14 protein-coding genes are annotated in these 15,235 nt (G+C 64.5%); 10 read left to right on the forward strand and 4 right to left on the reverse strand.

Translation table 11 applies throughout. The features are described from left to right. Nucleotides 1-35: 35 nt before the first annotated feature. From QQL28_RS05685 to QQL28_RS05700, 4 genes are all read right to left on the reverse strand, one after another. Nucleotides 36-716 (reverse strand): SDR family NAD(P)-dependent oxidoreductase, encoded by a 681-nt coding sequence (locus QQL28_RS05685; protein WP_284262080.1) that lies wholly within the window; start codon nt 714-716, stop codon nt 36-38. A gap of 4 nt (nt 717-720) precedes the next feature. Beyond that, complete coding sequence (locus QQL28_RS05690; protein WP_284262082.1) at nt 721-1,911, reverse strand: sialidase family protein; 1,191 nt, start codon at nt 1,909-1,911, stop codon at nt 721-723. Next, the gene (locus QQL28_RS05695) at nt 1,908-3,344 is read right to left on the reverse strand and encodes a sodium:solute symporter family protein (RefSeq protein ID WP_284262084.1); all 1,437 of its coding nucleotides are present in this window, start codon (nt 3,342-3,344) and stop codon (nt 1,908-1,910) included. The genes QQL28_RS05690 and QQL28_RS05695 overlap by 4 nt, the downstream gene beginning before the upstream one ends. A 223-nt stretch (nt 3,345-3,567) precedes the next feature. Continuing rightward, a complete protein-coding gene (locus tag QQL28_RS05700; RefSeq protein WP_284262086.1) occupies nt 3,568-4,365 on the reverse strand; it encodes an IclR family transcriptional regulator in 798 nt (265 codons plus the stop codon). A gap of 227 nt (nt 4,366-4,592) precedes the next feature. On the opposite strand from QQL28_RS05700, the gene QQL28_RS05705 reads away from it, so the two are divergent. From QQL28_RS05705 to QQL28_RS05750, 10 genes are all read left to right on the forward strand, one after another. Continuing rightward, nucleotides 4,593-5,495 carry a dihydrodipicolinate synthase family protein gene (locus QQL28_RS05705; RefSeq protein ID WP_284262092.1) on the forward strand — a complete coding sequence of 301 codons (903 nt, stop codon included), beginning with the start codon at nt 4,593-4,595 and terminating at the stop codon, nt 5,493-5,495. Further along, on the forward strand, nt 5,492-6,607 hold the full coding sequence (locus QQL28_RS05710; protein ID WP_284262094.1) for a four-carbon acid sugar kinase family protein: 1,116 nt from the start codon (nt 5,492-5,494) through the stop codon (nt 6,605-6,607). Before QQL28_RS05705 ends, QQL28_RS05710 begins: the two co-directional genes overlap by 4 nt. Next, the gene (gene pdxA / locus QQL28_RS05715) at nt 6,604-7,635 is read left to right on the forward strand and encodes a 4-hydroxythreonine-4-phosphate dehydrogenase PdxA (protein WP_284262096.1); all 1,032 of its coding nucleotides are present in this window, start codon (nt 6,604-6,606) and stop codon (nt 7,633-7,635) included. The genes QQL28_RS05710 and pdxA overlap by 4 nt, the downstream gene beginning before the upstream one ends. 16 nt (nt 7,636-7,651) lie before the next feature. Continuing rightward, on the forward strand, nt 7,652-8,782 hold the full coding sequence (locus tag QQL28_RS05720; RefSeq protein ID WP_284262098.1) for an iron-containing alcohol dehydrogenase: 1,131 nt from the start codon (nt 7,652-7,654) through the stop codon (nt 8,780-8,782). Between the two features lie 145 nt (nt 8,783-8,927). Beyond that, nucleotides 8,928-10,100: an ROK family transcriptional regulator gene (locus QQL28_RS05725; RefSeq protein ID WP_284262100.1), complete on the forward strand. Its 1,173-nt coding sequence runs from the start codon at nt 8,928-8,930 to the stop codon at nt 10,098-10,100. 60 nt (nt 10,101-10,160) lie between these two features. Further along, a complete protein-coding gene (locus QQL28_RS05730; RefSeq protein WP_284262103.1) occupies nt 10,161-11,447 on the forward strand; it encodes an ABC transporter substrate-binding protein in 1,287 nt (428 codons plus the stop codon). Nucleotides 11,448-11,488: 41 nt separating this feature from the next. Further along, the gene (locus tag QQL28_RS05735) at nt 11,489-12,373 is read left to right on the forward strand and encodes a carbohydrate ABC transporter permease (RefSeq protein WP_284262498.1); all 885 of its coding nucleotides are present in this window, start codon (nt 11,489-11,491) and stop codon (nt 12,371-12,373) included. Beyond that, nucleotides 12,366-13,223: a carbohydrate ABC transporter permease gene (locus tag QQL28_RS05740; protein ID WP_284262105.1), complete on the forward strand. Its 858-nt coding sequence runs from the start codon at nt 12,366-12,368 to the stop codon at nt 13,221-13,223. Before QQL28_RS05735 ends, QQL28_RS05740 begins: the two co-directional genes overlap by 8 nt. Before the next feature lie 10 nt (nt 13,224-13,233). Further along, nucleotides 13,234-14,349 (forward strand): ABC transporter ATP-binding protein, encoded by a 1,116-nt coding sequence (locus tag QQL28_RS05745; RefSeq protein ID WP_284262107.1) that lies wholly within the window; start codon nt 13,234-13,236, stop codon nt 14,347-14,349. Then, nucleotides 14,346-15,113: an SDR family NAD(P)-dependent oxidoreductase gene (locus tag QQL28_RS05750; RefSeq protein WP_284262109.1), complete on the forward strand. Its 768-nt coding sequence runs from the start codon at nt 14,346-14,348 to the stop codon at nt 15,111-15,113. Before QQL28_RS05745 ends, QQL28_RS05750 begins: the two co-directional genes overlap by 4 nt. Nucleotides 15,114-15,235 lie beyond the last annotated feature (122 nt).

The raw sequence follows: 15,235 nt of genomic DNA on the forward strand, positions 1-15,235 counted from the left end.
GGCGTGATCTGGCAAGCCGGGCGCGAGCGTCGCGTTCAGAGCGAGCTGCCGCCGCAGATCACCAGTTGCTGCCCGGTGATTGCGCCTGCTTCCGCCGAGAGCAGGAACGCCACACTGGCCGCGACTTCCTGGGGGCGGATGAAGCGGCCGATTGGCGGGAGCCTCGGTGCCACAGTGGCGCGCGTCGGGTCCTTCAGCATTGGCGTCTCTGTCGCGGCGGGCGCAACGACGTTGACCGTGATGCCGCGGGGTGCAAGCTCCATGGCCCAGGACCGCGCCAAAGCGACCAGCGCCGCTTTCGTCGCAGCATATTGGCCCCGGCCGGATGCGCCCGAGGCGGTCCGGCTGCCGATGAAGACGATACGTCCGCCGTCGGGCAGGCTTGGGGCCAGCGTGTTGGCGAGGCGCTCTGCGACATCGACATGCAGCCGCCACATCGCGGCGCCGTCGTCATGATTGAGCGCGCCGAGATGACCAACCCTGAGAACGCCCGCGGCATGAACGAGAGCCGTCGGTGCGATCCCTGCGAGGGCGGGCGCAATGGCATCGACGTTGCCGAGATCAAGCGACAAGTGATCAAACGCCGGGTGATCGAATGGCCCGGGGCGGCGGCTGATGCCGGTGACGCGCCAGCCGTCACGCAGCAGGCGTTCAATGATCGCGGCGCCGATCCCTGAACTGGCGCCTGTGACGAGCGCGTGGGGCCGGCTTCGCATCATCCTAGTCCCTGGCCGCGCGCGTGGCCCATGGCTCGGTCACGCGAACATGCTTGATCGCCCGGCGATGGAAGGTGAAGGCCATGTGAAGCGCGCCGTCGGCGGTCTGCTTGATCGAGGGATATGACAGCTCTCGATTGGTCTGGTCGCGCGAGTTGTTGGTCATGCAATAGCCGTCGCCGGTCTCGACGTCGCGCTTGGTCCAGCTCCGTCCGCCGTCGGCCGAGACCGCGAGCGTCATCGGCGCTCTCGGCGCGCCCCAGAACGCGGTGCGTCCGTCCGTCTTGCCTTCGCCGGCGATCACCGGCGGCAGCTCGTCTTCGATCTCGTCGTAGAGGGAAAGACGGCGCGCGGTCGCGGCATTGGCGCTGCTGTCATTGAAGACGAGCGCGAGATGTCCGTCGGCAAGCCGCGTGAACTGGATCGAGGAGTTGTTGTTCGGAAGAATGGTGGCGACCGGCGTCGACCATGTGCGGCCGTGGTCTGTCGACCGGCTCTGATAGATATTGTCGGCCCAGCGGCTGCGAAACAGTGCGAGCAGCGAGCCGTCGTCCAGACGCTCGATGCACATATGCACGCAGCCGCGGCTTCCCGGCACGTCCACGTCACGCCAGGTCGCGCCCGCGTCGGAGGAAATCTTCACCGCGCTGGTGTCCTCGTCGCCGTTCCATTTCCGTCCCGGCGTGCTGTGGCAATAGAAGACGGGCAGGAGCCAGTCACCATTGTCGAGCACCACCATCGGCTGCCGGATGAAGGTGCCGCGGCCGCGCTGCTCGGCAAACAGCGTCTCGATCGGGCTCCAGGTCCGGCCGTGGTCGCGCGACAGGCGCCTGCGGACGAAGGCCGTGTCCTGGTTTCCGGCAAGCTGCGCCGTCCACATCAGCCACAGCGTGCCGTCCGGGGCGGGGAACAGCACCGGATTCTGCTCGGAACGCCTGGAATCATCGGACAGCTTTTCGGCGGGCGACCATTCCGTCGCCCCGCGGGCAAGGCGCGAGAAATAGACCGAGATGTCCGACATGCCTTCCTGCGTGCCGCCGAACCAGACGCAGCCGAGATCGCCGTTGGCAAGCGGCATCAGATTGGCCGCGTGATTCTGCACGCAGGGCGACGGAATGAAGGCGTCGAACCGGTCAGGATCGCCGGCCGCCCGGCGCACGACACCGTCGACCGCGATCTCGATATCCGCGATCATGCTGAAGTCCTTTCCACGAGAGTATTGGCTTGCGCGGCCGTCGGTGCGCTGCGGTCGGTGGGCGCGCGGCCGAGTACGAGGCGCTCGACCGCCATCACGACCAGCGGCGTCGCCGCTGCGATGTACATGTTGTCGATGCCGAAGGGATTTCCGAGCAGGTACCAGACCGTCGTCGAGATCGCTGCGCCGATCAGGCCCGCGGTCGCGCCGCGGTTGCTGGCAAACAGCGGCAGATAGAAGCCCATCATGGCGACGATCGTGATCGACAGCCGCAGCGCGCGCGTGAAGAACGACAGCTTGAGGATCTCGGGAACGAAGAACACGAAAACCAGCGGCAGGATGCCGATCACGACCGAGAATACGCGGGTCATCTTCAGCTCGCGCTCCGGCGTCGGCTTCCAGTAGGGGACATAGAAGTCACGCACCACCAGCGAGGCGATCGCGAGCGCGACCGTGCAGACGCTGACGAAGATCGAGGCGACCAGCGAAGTCGTCACGAAAGCGGAGGCCAGTGGCGGCATCTTCTCCAGGAACACCGGCAGCGCGTAGAGGCTGTTCATGTCGGGGTAGAGGAATTTTGCCGCAACACCGATCAGGGCGAGCAGGAAGCCGAGCGGGAGACAGAACGCGGCCGCGTAGAAGGTCGCCTTGCGGGCGTCGTCGGCGCTCGGTGTCGAGGAGATCGCCTGCACGATGAACTGCGTCGAGAAGATCGCGCCGACAGTGCCGAAGGTCCAGGCGAAGATGGTGGTGAAGCCGATCTTGCCGTCCCAGCTGAAGTAGTAGGCCGGGAGTTTCGCCTGGATCGGCGCGATCCCGCCGGTGAGCGACATTGCGACCGCGAAGATGATGAGGATGCCGACGACCTTGATGGCGCTGTGCAGGATCGTGACCCAGGCCACGCCCTTCAGGCCGCCGAACACGTAGTAGAACGTAGAGACCACGGCGATGATGCACATCGCGATGGGCAGGCTGATATGCAGCGAGGTGGCGATGGCCGCTGCGCCGCTGACATAGTTGCCGACGTTCACGAGCAGCAGCGCGTAGATCATGATCACCGACACGGTGAGCATGGTCGACTTGCCGTATTTCTGCGCGATCGCGGCCGAGATGGTGTATTCGCCGGAATTGTAGAGTTTCTTCACCATCAAGAATCCGAACAGCAGGAAGCCGATCGAGGCGCCGAGCACGGCCCATCCGGCGGCCATGCCGGACTGAAACGCTTCCTGCGCCGTGCCGACGGTCGACTTGGCGCCAACGAACTCGGACATCATGAGCACGCCGACGACGACGGCGGGCATGGCGCGCGCGCCGGTCATGAACTGATCGCTCGTCCTGCTGCGCAGCTTGATTGTGAGCCACGATGTGAACGCGATGTAGGCGACGATCATCGTGACGATGAGCGTGGTCTCTCCATTGAGGATGGCTTGCATCAGTGGTGTTTCCTCTCGTGACGCGGACGCGGTGTTGTGAAGCCCGCTATGTCCGGTTTTGTCCGATTGCTTGTTGATCGGAATGCGAACAAATGTTGTTAACTGCTATTAGACCTGCCTGAGCGCCCTCCGTCAAGCGCACGCGTTGACGCGGTGGTGGGTCGCACCCCGCCGCACGTTCATTGCCGCAGCGAGTTCAATGGGTTCCCGGTTGGACGAAAGATCAGCCGCTCATTTGGACTGCGTTGGTCAAGAGCTTGGCGACTCGCAGCACTTCCGGCAGCGCCGATTTTTCGAACGCCTTGATATCGATGCGGTTGGCGTCGACGGTGAGGCTGATGCCTGCCACGATGGATTTGTCGGGGCCGAACACGGGTGCCGCGAGGGTGCGCAGGCCATAGGCGTTTTCGCCGTCGGAGACGGCATAACCCTGCTTGCGCACCTGATCGAGCCGCGTGAGCAACGCCTTCAAATCCGTCAGTGTCCGTTCCGACAATTTGATCCGCTCGGTGGCCTCGAGCCGCGCGATCTGCTCGTTTTTCGGCAGGCCCGCAAGCATGACGTGGCCGAGCGCTGCGGCGTAGGCCTTGATCCGGCTGCCGGGCCTGCGGTCGATCTTGTGGCGGTCGAGGCCGGCGCTGACGCGCGCGAGATAGACGACGTCGCTGCCGTCGAGAACGCCGAGCGAGGCGGCATCCCCCAGCGCCGGGACCAGCTCGCGCAGCAGCGGCTCCGCCTGGCCGCGCAGATTGCCGGCGGAGAGCGCGGTGTAGCCGAGATCGAGGCACTTCAGGCTGAGACGATAATGGCGCGTCGCCTCATTGGCGTGGAGGTAGCCGAGCTTGACCAGAGTCTGTACCAGGCGGAACGCCGTGCCGCGGTCCATCTCGGCGCGTTCGGCGATCTCCGTGATCGTCAGTTCGAACTCTTCAGCCGAAAAACTCTTCAGCACGGCGAAGGCCTTGGCCACCGAGTTCACGAAGTTCTTGGGATTGTCGGCTGGTGATGCAGTCTTGGCCAATGTTCGTTTCCCCTCATCTGACGTCTGGCGGAAAGAGTTGGAACTCCTCGCGAATCCGCGCTCTACTTCGGCCAGTCGGCAAGCAGGGAAGTCCTCCCAGATGGAAAGGCATGGACTGCTCGCTTGACGGCCGCGACCGCGAAGTCTAATCACCTCCCCAAGGTTTGACAACAATTGTTCGGAATCCGATCAATGATCGGCCGAATGCCAATGGAGGAGCTCTCGTCGTGGACATCAAGCCCAAAGGCGTATTTTGCGCGGCGTTGACGCCGCTTGATGCCGATCTTGCGCCGGATCATGCCGTTTTCGTCAAGCATTGTCGCCATCTCCTGAGCGAAGGCTGTGATGGCATCGCCTTGTTGGGCACGACCGGTGAGGCGAACTCGTTCTCGGCGAGCGAACGCAAGGCGCTGATCGAGAGCGTCGTCCGCGCCGGGATCGCGCCGTCAAAGCTCCTGCCTGGAACCGGCGTGCCGGCGTTGACCGAAACGGTCGAGCTGACGCGGCATGCGCTCTCGCTCGGTGTCACCACCGTGGTGATGCTGCCGCCGTTCTACTACAAGGACATCACGGAAGAGGGGCTCTATGCCTCCTACAGCGAGGTCATTCAGCGTGTCGCTGATCCCAACCTCAAGGTCGTGCTCTATCATATTCCCCAGATGTCGCATCAGCCGATCCCGCACGCGGTGATCGCGCGGCTGCGCGCGGCCTATCCGGATGTCATCGTCGGCATCAAGGATTCTTCGGGCGACTTCGCCAACATGACGGCGATGATTGAGAAATTCCCGGGCTTTTCGGTGCTCGCAGGCGCCGATCCGCTGCTGCTGCCGCTTCTGAAGAAGGGCGGGGCGGGCTGCATCACCGCAACCTCGAACCTGGTGGCGCGTGAGCTCGCTTACGTGTTTCGTCATTATAACGATGGCGATGCCGCGCTCGAGGCGGCGCAAAACCGCATCATCAAGGCGCGCGAGCGTGCCTCCATGTTCCCGCAGATTGCTTCGCTGAAGACGCTGCTGGCGCAAGAGACCGGGCACGCCGGCTGGCGCCGGCTGCGGCCGCCGCTGCTGCCGTTGTCGCAGGAGAATGCCGACAAGCTGCTCGCCACAGGGCTCGTCAAGGAGCAGGTGTGAGGCCGTCGCTCCGCCTTCTCGCCGATGATCTGACCGGTGCGCTGGATACGGCCGCCGAGTTCGTCGGCGTGTGCGGACCGCTTCAAGTGACCTGGGCGGAGGCGCTGCCTTTGCAACCTCCTGCCTGCCTCGCGGTCGATACCGGCACGCGGGAGCGCGACAAGGCCGAGAGCGCTGGGATCGTCGAGCGCCTCGCGCCGCTGCTGCGCGACGGAGCGATCGCCTACAAAAAGGTCGATAGCCTGTTGCGCGGCGCATGGGCGGCCGAGCTCTCCGCGTGCCTGCGATCGGGGCCGTGGAGGTCCTGCATCGTGGCTCCGGCTTTCGCCTATCAGGGGCGCCGCACCTTTGGCGGCCAGCAATATGCGCGCGCGCATGACGGCAGCTGGTCGCGGGTCGGCGACAACCTGCTGGTACAGCTTGCAGCCGAAGGGCTCGCCGCGCAGACGGGGCGGCTCGACACCGATTTGCCTGCCGGCGTCAGCGTCTTCGACGCGGAGAGCGAGGATGATCTCGATCGCATCGTCGCGATCGGACGCCGCGCGTCGCCGCCGGTCCTGTGGTGCGGCAGCGGCGGGCTTGCCGGCGCGCTCGCACGCGGCAGCGATGCGTCGGCGCCGTCGGCGTTGCGCAAGCCGGTCCTCGGGCTGTTCGGATCGGACCAGCCTGCGACCGCGGCGCAGCTTGCGGCCTGCGGTGAGGCCGTCGTTGCGCTTGCGGAAACCGGCGAAGACAATGCCGGATTGGTTCGCCGCAAGCTTGATACGGAAGGCGCTGCGCTGGTGAAGTTCGACCTCGCATCCGGTCTGTCCCGCGGTGAGGCGGCGCGCCGCATCGCGCGCGGACTGACGTCGCTGACGACGGCGCTGGAGCCGCCGGGCACGCTGATCGTCGCGGGCGGCGAGACTTTGCGGGCGTTGTGCCTTGCGCTCGGCGCAAGCGCACTCGAAGTGACCGGACGCATCATGCCGGGCCTGCCATGCTCGATCATTCGCGGCGGCAGCTGGGACGGCGTCGCGGTGATCTCGAAATCAGGCGCCTTCGGCGCGCCGAACTTGTGGCGCACGCTGTTGCAGGACAGTCAGTTGATCAACGAAAGACACGACACATGACCCATCCGCATCTCGCCATCACCATGGGCGATCCCGCCGGGATCGGTCCGGAGATCATCATCAAGGCCTGTGAGAAGCTGCGGTCGCGGATCGAATCCGGTGATCTCCGGCTGCTGATCATCGGCAGCGGCGCAGCATTGAAGAATTCGGCTGCGCAACTGGCCGCGAAACTCGACATCCCCGAGGTGCGTGCGTCGGACAAGGATTGGCCGAACCTGTGCTTTCTCCAGGCCGATGACGAAGGTGAGCCGATCAAGCCCGGTGTGCTGACGGCCGACGGCGGCCGCTTCGCGTTCAAGGCGGTAGAGCAGGGCGTGCGCCTGACACAGGCCGGGCGGATCGGCGGTATCGTGACTGCCCCCTTGAACAAGGAAGCGCTCAACAAGGCCGGCTTCCACTATCCCGGCCATACCGAGATGCTGGCCGAGCTTACCGGCGTCAAGGGATCGGTGATGATGCTCGCCCATGGCAACATGCGAGTCAGTCATGTCTCGACCCATGTCGCACTTCAGGACGTGCCGAAGCGGCTGACGCCGGAGCGCCTGCGCTATGTCATCGATCTCACCGACAAGGCGCTGCGTGGCCTTGGCCTGGAGAAGCCGAAGATCGCCGTGGCCGCGCTCAATCCGCACGCCGGCGAGGGCGGACTGTTCGGACGGCAGGATATCGATGTGTCCGAACCGACCATCGCGAAGGCAGTTGCCGATGGATTGAACATCGTCGGCCCGGTGCCGGGCGACACAGTGTTCGTGAAACTGCGCGCCGGCCAGTACGATGCCGTGATCGCGATGTATCACGACCAGGGACACATCCCGGTCAAGCTGCTCGGCTTCGAGGTCGATCCTGCCACCGGCCGCTGGCAGGAGCTATCCGGCGTCAACATCACGCTGGGGCTGCCGATCATTCGCACCTCGGTCGACCACGGCACCGCCTTCGATATCGCCGGCAAGGGCATCGCCAATGAGCGCAGCCTGATCGAGGCGATCGAATATGCCGAACGTCTTGCCGCCAGCGCGACGCGCGCGTGAGCCGGGGAAAGAAAACATGACCAACCTGTCTGCACCGATCGAAATCATCCGTCCGGAAGTAATCGAGTTCGGATCCGGCACCATCGCCGCGGTGGCGCGGTTTGCACGCGAGAAGGGCGTGCGGCGGCCGCTCGTCGTCGCCGATGCCTTCAACGCTGCGCGCGTCGACGTGCTTGCGCTGCCAGGCGAGGTGACCGTGTTCGGCGAAGTGAAGCCGGAGCCGGATGTTCCCAATCTGGAGAAGGCGCTCAGCGTGGCGCGCGCGGCGCGGCCGGATCTCGTGGTCGGCTTCGGCGGCGGCAGCGCGATGGATCTCGCCAAGCTGGTCGCTGTGCTCTGTACCGGCGAACAGAAGCTTGCCGAGGTCGTCGGTCCCGACAAGGTGGCAGGTCGCGCCGTCGCTTTGGTGCAAGTGCCGACCACCTCGGGCACGGGCAGTGAGGGCGGCATCCGCGCACTGGTCACCGATCCCACAACCTGCAACAAGCTCGCCGTGCAGAGCCGCTTCATGCTCGCCGATCTCGCGGTCGTCGATCCCGACCTTACCATGACCGTTCCGCCGCAGGTCACGGCCGCGACCGGCGTCGATGCGCTCGCGCATTGCGCCGAGGCTTTCACCAGCCGCAAGGCGCATCCGACCATCGATCTCTATGCGCTCGAAGGCATCCGCCTCGTCGGCCGCTATCTTGGTCGTGCAGTGAAGGACGGCTCGGATCGCGAGGCGCGCGCCGCGCTGTCATTGGCATCGCTCTATGGCGGCTTCTGCCTCGGACCGGTGAATACCACCGCCGGCCACGCGGTAGCCTATCCGCTCGGCACTCGCCATCACATCGCCCATGGCCTCGCCTGTGCGGTGATCTTCCCGCACACGCTGGCTTTCAACATGCCGGCGGTGGAAGCGAAGACGGCGTCCGTGCTGAAGGCGCTCGGCGCGCCGGCGACCAAGAATCCTGCGGCTGCGTTCGAGGCAGCCTACAAGTTCTGCGCGGATCTCGGCATCGAGATGAAATTGTCCGCGCTCGGCGTACCCGCGGATGACCTTGGCGCCATGGCTGACGAAGCCCACGCAATTCGCCGCCTTCTAGACAACAATCCGCGCGATCTCGGCAGCGACGCGATCCTGAAGATTTACCAGGCTGCGTTCTGATTGTTCCTTCGCGAGAGAAGTCAGCACGGCAAATTTGCTGCCGCGCACAACACTAAGTCTCGCGTCCAGCCAGCAAGCGGCTTGACAGTCGAAACGCTCCGCGCGCACATTCTTACACTAAGTAAGAATAACGACAGGGACGGAAATGTCGGAGCAGCCGAGAAGTCGGCGGCAGACGCGTGCGGCCATTCTTGGGCATCTGCTCAAGTCGGGCGGCACGTTTCGGCCTCCTCTGGCGAGGGCGGTGCGCCTGTCCGAGGCGAGCCTGTCGCGTATCCTGTTTGACCTGAAGACGGAAGGCCTGATCGAGGCGGTGAGGCGACCTGCGCCTTACTTCGGTGGCCCGACTGGCCTGGTATCACTCGACAAGTCCGTGGCGTTGGCCGCCTTCGAGCTGACCGCGCAGCGGCTCAGCGTCGGCGTCGGCTCACTTTCCGGCGAACTAAGTTATGTCGAACGCCTGCCGTTGCCGAAAGCGCTGACCGTCGAATCCGTCGGCGGGGTATTTCGCGATGCGCTGCATCTGCTCCGGAACTGGACGCGGCGACGCGGGGTCGATCTCGCGCAGATTGGTGTTTCGGTGCCGGGGCTTGGCCGGGCGAGCGAGCTGCACAATCCAATCATTCCCTGTGATGCGGCGCTGGTTCGCGCCATGTTTGGCGAGATGTTCGCGGACGCGCCGGTCGAGCTCACCAATTCGGTCGTGGCACACGCCATGTTCCATCGCTGCCGCACCGAGGACTATCCGTTCACGGGCGCGCATCTGTTCGTGTTCGTCGGCCACGGTGTCGCGGGCGCCTGGGCGGACGACGCGATCGAAGCCAATGCTTTGCTGCCGGTGGAACTCGGCCACATGGTGTTCGGCGAGGGCGGTCCGCGATGCCGCTGCGGCCATCATGGCTGCGTCGAAGCCTATACGTCGCTTCCGGCGCTGGCCGAGCTTCTCGGTGTTGGCGAAACCGATTTGCTCCAGCTCGGCGACGATTGGGTCAACGCAATCCCGATTCCGTCGCGCGTGCGCCAGGAGTTGCGGCGCCGACTGTTCCGGCTCGGCCTTGCGATCGGCAATACGCTGAATGTGAAACCAAGTCCTGGCGTCGTCATCAGCGGCTGGCCATCCCTCCTTGCAGAGGACGATCGAAAGGCCGTGGTCGAAGGCATCGACGCCAGCCTGCTCGGCGGGAGCAAGCTCGCCGAGGTGTCGCTCGCTTTCGTGCCGCCTTCGAACGGTAACGATCCGAATGCCGCGCTCGCCTTTGCCGCCTGTTGCCTGGCGTGCCGCGGCGGCATGCCGGCCGCATCGACGGAGGCTGCCTGAAATGCGCTAAGCCGCGGCTCGCTCGCGCCAAAAAAAGTTCACACCCGGGAGGAACTTGCTATGCCAATCACAACAACAAGACGTCGTCTGCTCGCTGGATCTGCGGCCGCGCTCGCGCTGCCGGCGTTCGCCCGCGCGCAAGGCGCTGTCAAGCCGCGCCTGACCGCCATCTCGCAATGGTCCGCAGGCAGCGATGGAGCGGCCATCACGGCGCTCGGCAAGAAATTCGAGGAGAAGGGCGGGATTTGGCAGCACTCGCCCGTCCCCGGCTTCACCACCGAGATGATGAACAAGCTCCGTGCTCAGATCATCGCGGGCGATCCGCCGGCCTGTTCGCAACTCAAGGGTCCCGAGATTGCGGCCTGGTCGAAGATTGCCCCGACCGTCAATCTCGATGCCCTTGTCGCTGCCGCCGGTTACGAAAAGGTCGTCGCTCCGGACCTTGCAAAATTGCACAAGCCGGGGGGCAAGTGGATAGCGCTGCCGTTGCAGATCTACAGCACCAACATGCTGTTTCTCTCCAAACGCGCATTGGACAAGGCCAAGGCCGACAAGACCCCCGTCACCTGGGCTGACTTCAACGATCTCGCCGAAAAGATGAAAGCGGGCGGAGTCACATATCCAATTGCAAACGGCGGCACCCGCCCCGATGACGGACAGAAATTCGAGGCCTCTTTCGCCGGCATCAGTCCCGCTGCATACCGCGCAGCCATCATGAATCTCGACAAGAACGCCCTGGAGGGTCCCGAGATAAGGGCTGCCTTCGCGCAGACGCGCAAGATCGCCGACTGGATGGACCCCAATGTCGGCGCCCAGCCCTTTGCCACCAACCTGAAACGCTTCGTCGACGGCGACATGGGCATAATGATCCAGGGCGGGTGGGCGCAGGGCGTGTTGCGCAACGCCGGTTTCAAGTTCGACGACTTCATCATCGTCCCCGGCCCCAGCGACAACAGCAAGCCGGTCTTCCTGTTGAATGCCGATGCCTTCATCTTCTGGCAGCGCAGTGAACCCGACCTGCAGGCCGGTCAGACGCTGATGGCCCAGCTCGTGATGGATCCGGCGATCCAGACCATGTATTCGCAGATCACGGGATCGATACCCGTGCGCACCGATGTCGATCTCTCCGGTGAAGGCTGGTCGGACGGTCAACGGCGAACCGCAGGCGCGCTCAAGGACGCCGTCGCCAACAACCAGGCCGTCCTGAGCCTCGCGCACAACATGGCGCAGGAAAACGGCCTGACCGCAGCGATGATCGACGTGCTCACCGAGTACGTGAAGAACAAGACGATCAAGCCGGAGCAGGCGGTCACCCGCCTCGCCGAGGCCGTCGAGGGGGCGCGGTGACCGACACCGTCGCCGCGGCACCGCGAACAGGGCGGCCGACCATGCCTGGCGTCGTGCGCCGGCTGCCCGAGCATCTGACGATCTGGGTGCCGCTGCTATTGTCTGCGGCGCATCTCGTTTCGTTTTCGCTGTGGACGATCTGGATCTCGTTCACGCCATCCACTCTTGTACCGGTCTCGGGCTGGGTGGGTTTGCGCAACTACACCGCGGTGATGGCGACGCGGAACTGGAAGATCGCCTTCGACAATCTGCTGCTGTTCGGCAGCGCTTTCGTGCTGCTGAGCCTGGTCGCCGGCCTCGTGCTTGCGATCCTGCTCGACCAGCGCATTCGCGGCGAGAACGCGCTGCGATCCATCTTCCTCTATCCCCTGGCGGTGTCGTTCGTCGTCACCGGTACGGTCTGGAGTTGGCTGCTCAATCCGGGCCTTGGAATCCAGAAGCTCGTCCAAGATCTCGGCTGGACCTCCTTCCGGTTCGACTGGCTGGTCGACCGCGACATGGCAATCTGGACGATCGTTATCGCCGCGATCTGGCAATCCTCGGGCTTCGCCATGGCGCTCTTTCTCGCCGGCCTCCGGTCCGTCGATGCCGACCTTGTCAAAGCCGCGCAGATCGACGGCGCCGGGCCGATCCGAATGTACCGGCGCGTCATTCTGCCGACGCTTTGGCCGATCACGATAACCGTCATCGTCATCCAGCTGCAGTTCGCCATTTCGACCTTCGACCTCGTTCGCGCGCTGACCAATGGCGGCCCTGGTCTTGCGACCCAGTTGCCGGCTCTCGTGGTCTACGACCTGATGTTCCAGCGGGGTTTGCTCGGTCGTGGTGCGGCAGCGGCCGTGCTCATGTTGCTGATTCTTCTCGCGGTGCTCTTGCCGTACGCGGCGTGGCGATATCTCCAGCGACGGCGGGCCTCTCATGCGTGACCGAACCTTCGCGCCGAGCCGCATGCTCATCTATCTCGTCGTTTTACTGGTTGCGGTAGCGTACCTTGTGCCGCTGATCGTCGTCGTGCTGAACTCTCTGCGCAGCAATGAGGAAATCGCGCAGACCTCGATGATCGGCTGGCCGCTGCGCTGGGCCTTCGGCAACTACCTCACGGCCTGGTCCGACTTCTGCGTTGCGCAGACCTGCGCCGGCATCCGTCCCTACATGCTGAACTCCGCGCTCGTGACCATTCCCGCGACGATCTTCTCCACCCTGCTTGGTGCGGTCGCCGGCTACGCGGTTTCGCTCTGGCGTTTTCGTGGCGATCAGTGGATCTATGGCATCGTCACGCTTGGCATCTTCCTTCCGCAACAGATGCGTTTGCTGCCGTGGACCATCGTGCTGCGCGACATGGGCCTGATGAACACGCTCACGGGCCTGGTGATGATCCACACGATCCAGGGGCTCTCCTTTACCGTCTTGTTCTGCCGAAACTACTACGTTTCCGTTCCGCAGGAGTTGATAAGGGCCGCGCGCATCGATGGCGCGGGATTCTTTCGTATTTTCTGGCGCATCATTCTGCCGCTCTCGCCGCCCATCCTGGTCGTCACCGTGATCTGGCAGTTCACGCACATCTGGAACGAGTTCCTCTATGGCGTGACATTCACGACCGGCCAACAGCAGCCGGTTACGGCCGCGCTGATCGCGCTCTCCGCCGCGGTCGCCGATATCCCGCAGAATGGCGTGCAAAGCGCGGCGGTGATGATCGCGGCTCTGCCTACCCTGCTGATCTATCTGATCGGTGGCAAATACTTCGTACGCGGGCTTACCGCCGGCGCCGTGAAATGAAGGGGACATCATGGCAGCGTTGAGCATTCGTACTCTGTCGAAGCGTTACGCCAATCTGGAGGTGCTGAAGGGGATCAATCTCGACATTGAGAGCGGCGAGTTTACCGTGCTGGTCGGGCCGTCCGGTTGCGGCAAGTCCACCCTGCTTAACATCGTCGCCGGGCTCGATCGTCCGAGCGCCGGCACCATCGAGATCGGCGGACGCGTCGTCAACGACGTCGAGCCGAAGGACCGCGACATTGCCATGGTGTTCCAGTCCTATGCGCTCTATCCGTCGATGACTGTGCGCCAGAACATCACCTTCGGAATGGAGTGCCGCCACGTGCCGAAAGCGGAACAGGAGGCGGCGCTGGCGAACGTGGCGCGTCTGCTCCAGATCGAGCCGCTGCTCGGCCGCAAGCCGTCGCAACTGTCAGGCGGCCAACGGCAGCGCGTCGCGATGGGCCGCGCGTTGGTGCGCGATCCCCTGCTGTTCCTGTTCGACGAGCCGCTGTCCAATCTCGATGCCAAGCTGCGCGTCGAGATGCGGATGGAGATCAAGCGGCTGCATCAGCGCATCGGCGCCACCATCGTCTACGTCACCCATGACCAGATCGAGGCGATGACGATGGCGACACGGATCGCCGTCATGCACCACGGCGAGGTGCAGCAATTCGCGGACCCCGACACGGTGTACCGCTATCCGGCAAACCTGTTCGTCGCGCGCTTCATGGGCTCGCCGCCGATGAACACGATGAAGGCAAGGCTCGAAGCGGAGGATGGCGGGCCGGTCGTCGTCATCGGGGCGGGGCGGCCGGACGAGGCCCGCCTGCGGCTGCAAGGATATGACGCGGCCGCCTCCTTCGTCGGCCGCGACATCGTGGTCGGGATCAGGCCGGAATGCATCGCCGAGGGAAACCGAGGTTTCTCCGGCGCTTGCGGAGCGCCCGTCGTCGTCAATGCGCCGGTCGAGATGGTCGAACCCACTGGTGCGGAGACCATCGTGTTGTTGCGGCTTGGCGGCGAGTCCGCTCTGGCGCGGATCGCGCCGGACATCCGGCCGGTGCCTGGCGAGCGCGCCGCCTTCGCGCTCGACACGCGCCGCATCTGCCTGTTCGACCCCGAGACGGAGCGGCTGATCGCATGACTGAGACGAGTTATTCCGGCCTCGCGGGCCAGGTGGTGCTGATTACCGGCGGCGCCAGCGGCATCGGCGCGGCCTTCGTCCGCGCGTTCGCAGCCCAAAAGGCCCGCGTCGCATTCCTCGATATCGACACCCGGGCCGGTGAAGCCTTGGTGGGGGAGGTGACAGGCGCAGGCGGCGAGGCGCCGCTGTTCGTGCCGTGCGATTTGCTCGATATCGACGCCCTGCGTGAGGCGATGGCCCAGGTCCGCGGCGCGCTTGGCGATGCCGCGATGCTGGTCAACAATGCCGCCAACGACCAGCGCCAGGTGCTGTCCGAGGTGACGCCGGCCGAATTCGACTGGATGATCGGCGTCAACCTCAAGCACGTGTTCTTCGCGGCGCAAGCCGTCGTGCCGCAGATGCAGGCGCGGGGCGGCGGTTCTATCATCAATATGTCATCGGTGGCTTGGATGCGCGGCGCGCCGGCGCTGCCGGCCTACGCGGCGGCCAAAGCAGCGATTGTCGGCTTTACCAATTCGCTGGCGAAGCTGGTCGGGCCCGACCGCATCCGCGTCAACGCGATCGCACCCGGCATGGTGATCACCGAGCGCCAGCGACGGCTGTGGTATCCGGACGAGCACAAGATCGCCGAAATTCGCACGCGGCAGGCCATTCCGGACGCAGTGACGCCGGAGGATGTCGCGCGGATGGCACTATTTCTGGCATCCGACGACAGCAAGCACATAACGCGCCAGTGTTTCCAGGTCGACGGTGGCCTCGGCTAAAGCATGATCCGGAAAAGTGTGAAGCGGTTTTCCCTCGCGACAAACGCGGAACGCGTTTGCGCGGAGATCATGCGCAAACAACAACCTAAGGCGCGATGACGATTCATCCTAATCTCATCGCG

The organism is Bradyrhizobium iriomotense (assembly GCF_030160715.1).
Classification (GTDB): Bacteria; Pseudomonadota; Alphaproteobacteria; order Rhizobiales; family Xanthobacteraceae; genus Bradyrhizobium; species Bradyrhizobium iriomotense.

What these genes read in the sequence shown, in the direction of transcription:
- QQL28_RS05685 (WP_284262080.1), bottom strand. Translation starts at nt 716, where the DNA reads ATGCGAAGCCGGCCCCACGCGCTCGTCACAGGCGCCAGTTCAGGGATC.
- QQL28_RS05690 (WP_284262082.1), bottom strand. Translation starts at nt 1,911, where the DNA reads ATGATCGCGGATATCGAGATCGCGGTCGACGGTGTCGTGCGCCGGGCG.
- QQL28_RS05695 (WP_284262084.1), bottom strand. Translation starts at nt 3,344, where the DNA reads ATGCAAGCCATCCTCAATGGAGAGACCACGCTCATCGTCACGATGATC.
- pdxA (WP_284262096.1), top strand. Translation starts at nt 6,604, where the DNA reads ATGACCCATCCGCATCTCGCCATCACCATGGGCGATCCCGCCGGGATC.
- QQL28_RS05720 (WP_284262098.1), top strand. Translation starts at nt 7,652, where the DNA reads ATGACCAACCTGTCTGCACCGATCGAAATCATCCGTCCGGAAGTAATC.
- QQL28_RS05725 (WP_284262100.1), top strand. Translation starts at nt 8,928, where the DNA reads ATGTCGGAGCAGCCGAGAAGTCGGCGGCAGACGCGTGCGGCCATTCTT.
- QQL28_RS05730 (WP_284262103.1), top strand. Translation starts at nt 10,161, where the DNA reads ATGCCAATCACAACAACAAGACGTCGTCTGCTCGCTGGATCTGCGGCC.
- QQL28_RS05735 (WP_284262498.1), top strand. Translation starts at nt 11,489, where the DNA reads ATGCCTGGCGTCGTGCGCCGGCTGCCCGAGCATCTGACGATCTGGGTG.
- QQL28_RS05740 (WP_284262105.1), top strand. Translation starts at nt 12,366, where the DNA reads ATGCGTGACCGAACCTTCGCGCCGAGCCGCATGCTCATCTATCTCGTC.
- QQL28_RS05745 (WP_284262107.1), top strand. Translation starts at nt 13,234, where the DNA reads ATGGCAGCGTTGAGCATTCGTACTCTGTCGAAGCGTTACGCCAATCTG.
- QQL28_RS05750 (WP_284262109.1), top strand. Translation starts at nt 14,346, where the DNA reads ATGACTGAGACGAGTTATTCCGGCCTCGCGGGCCAGGTGGTGCTGATT.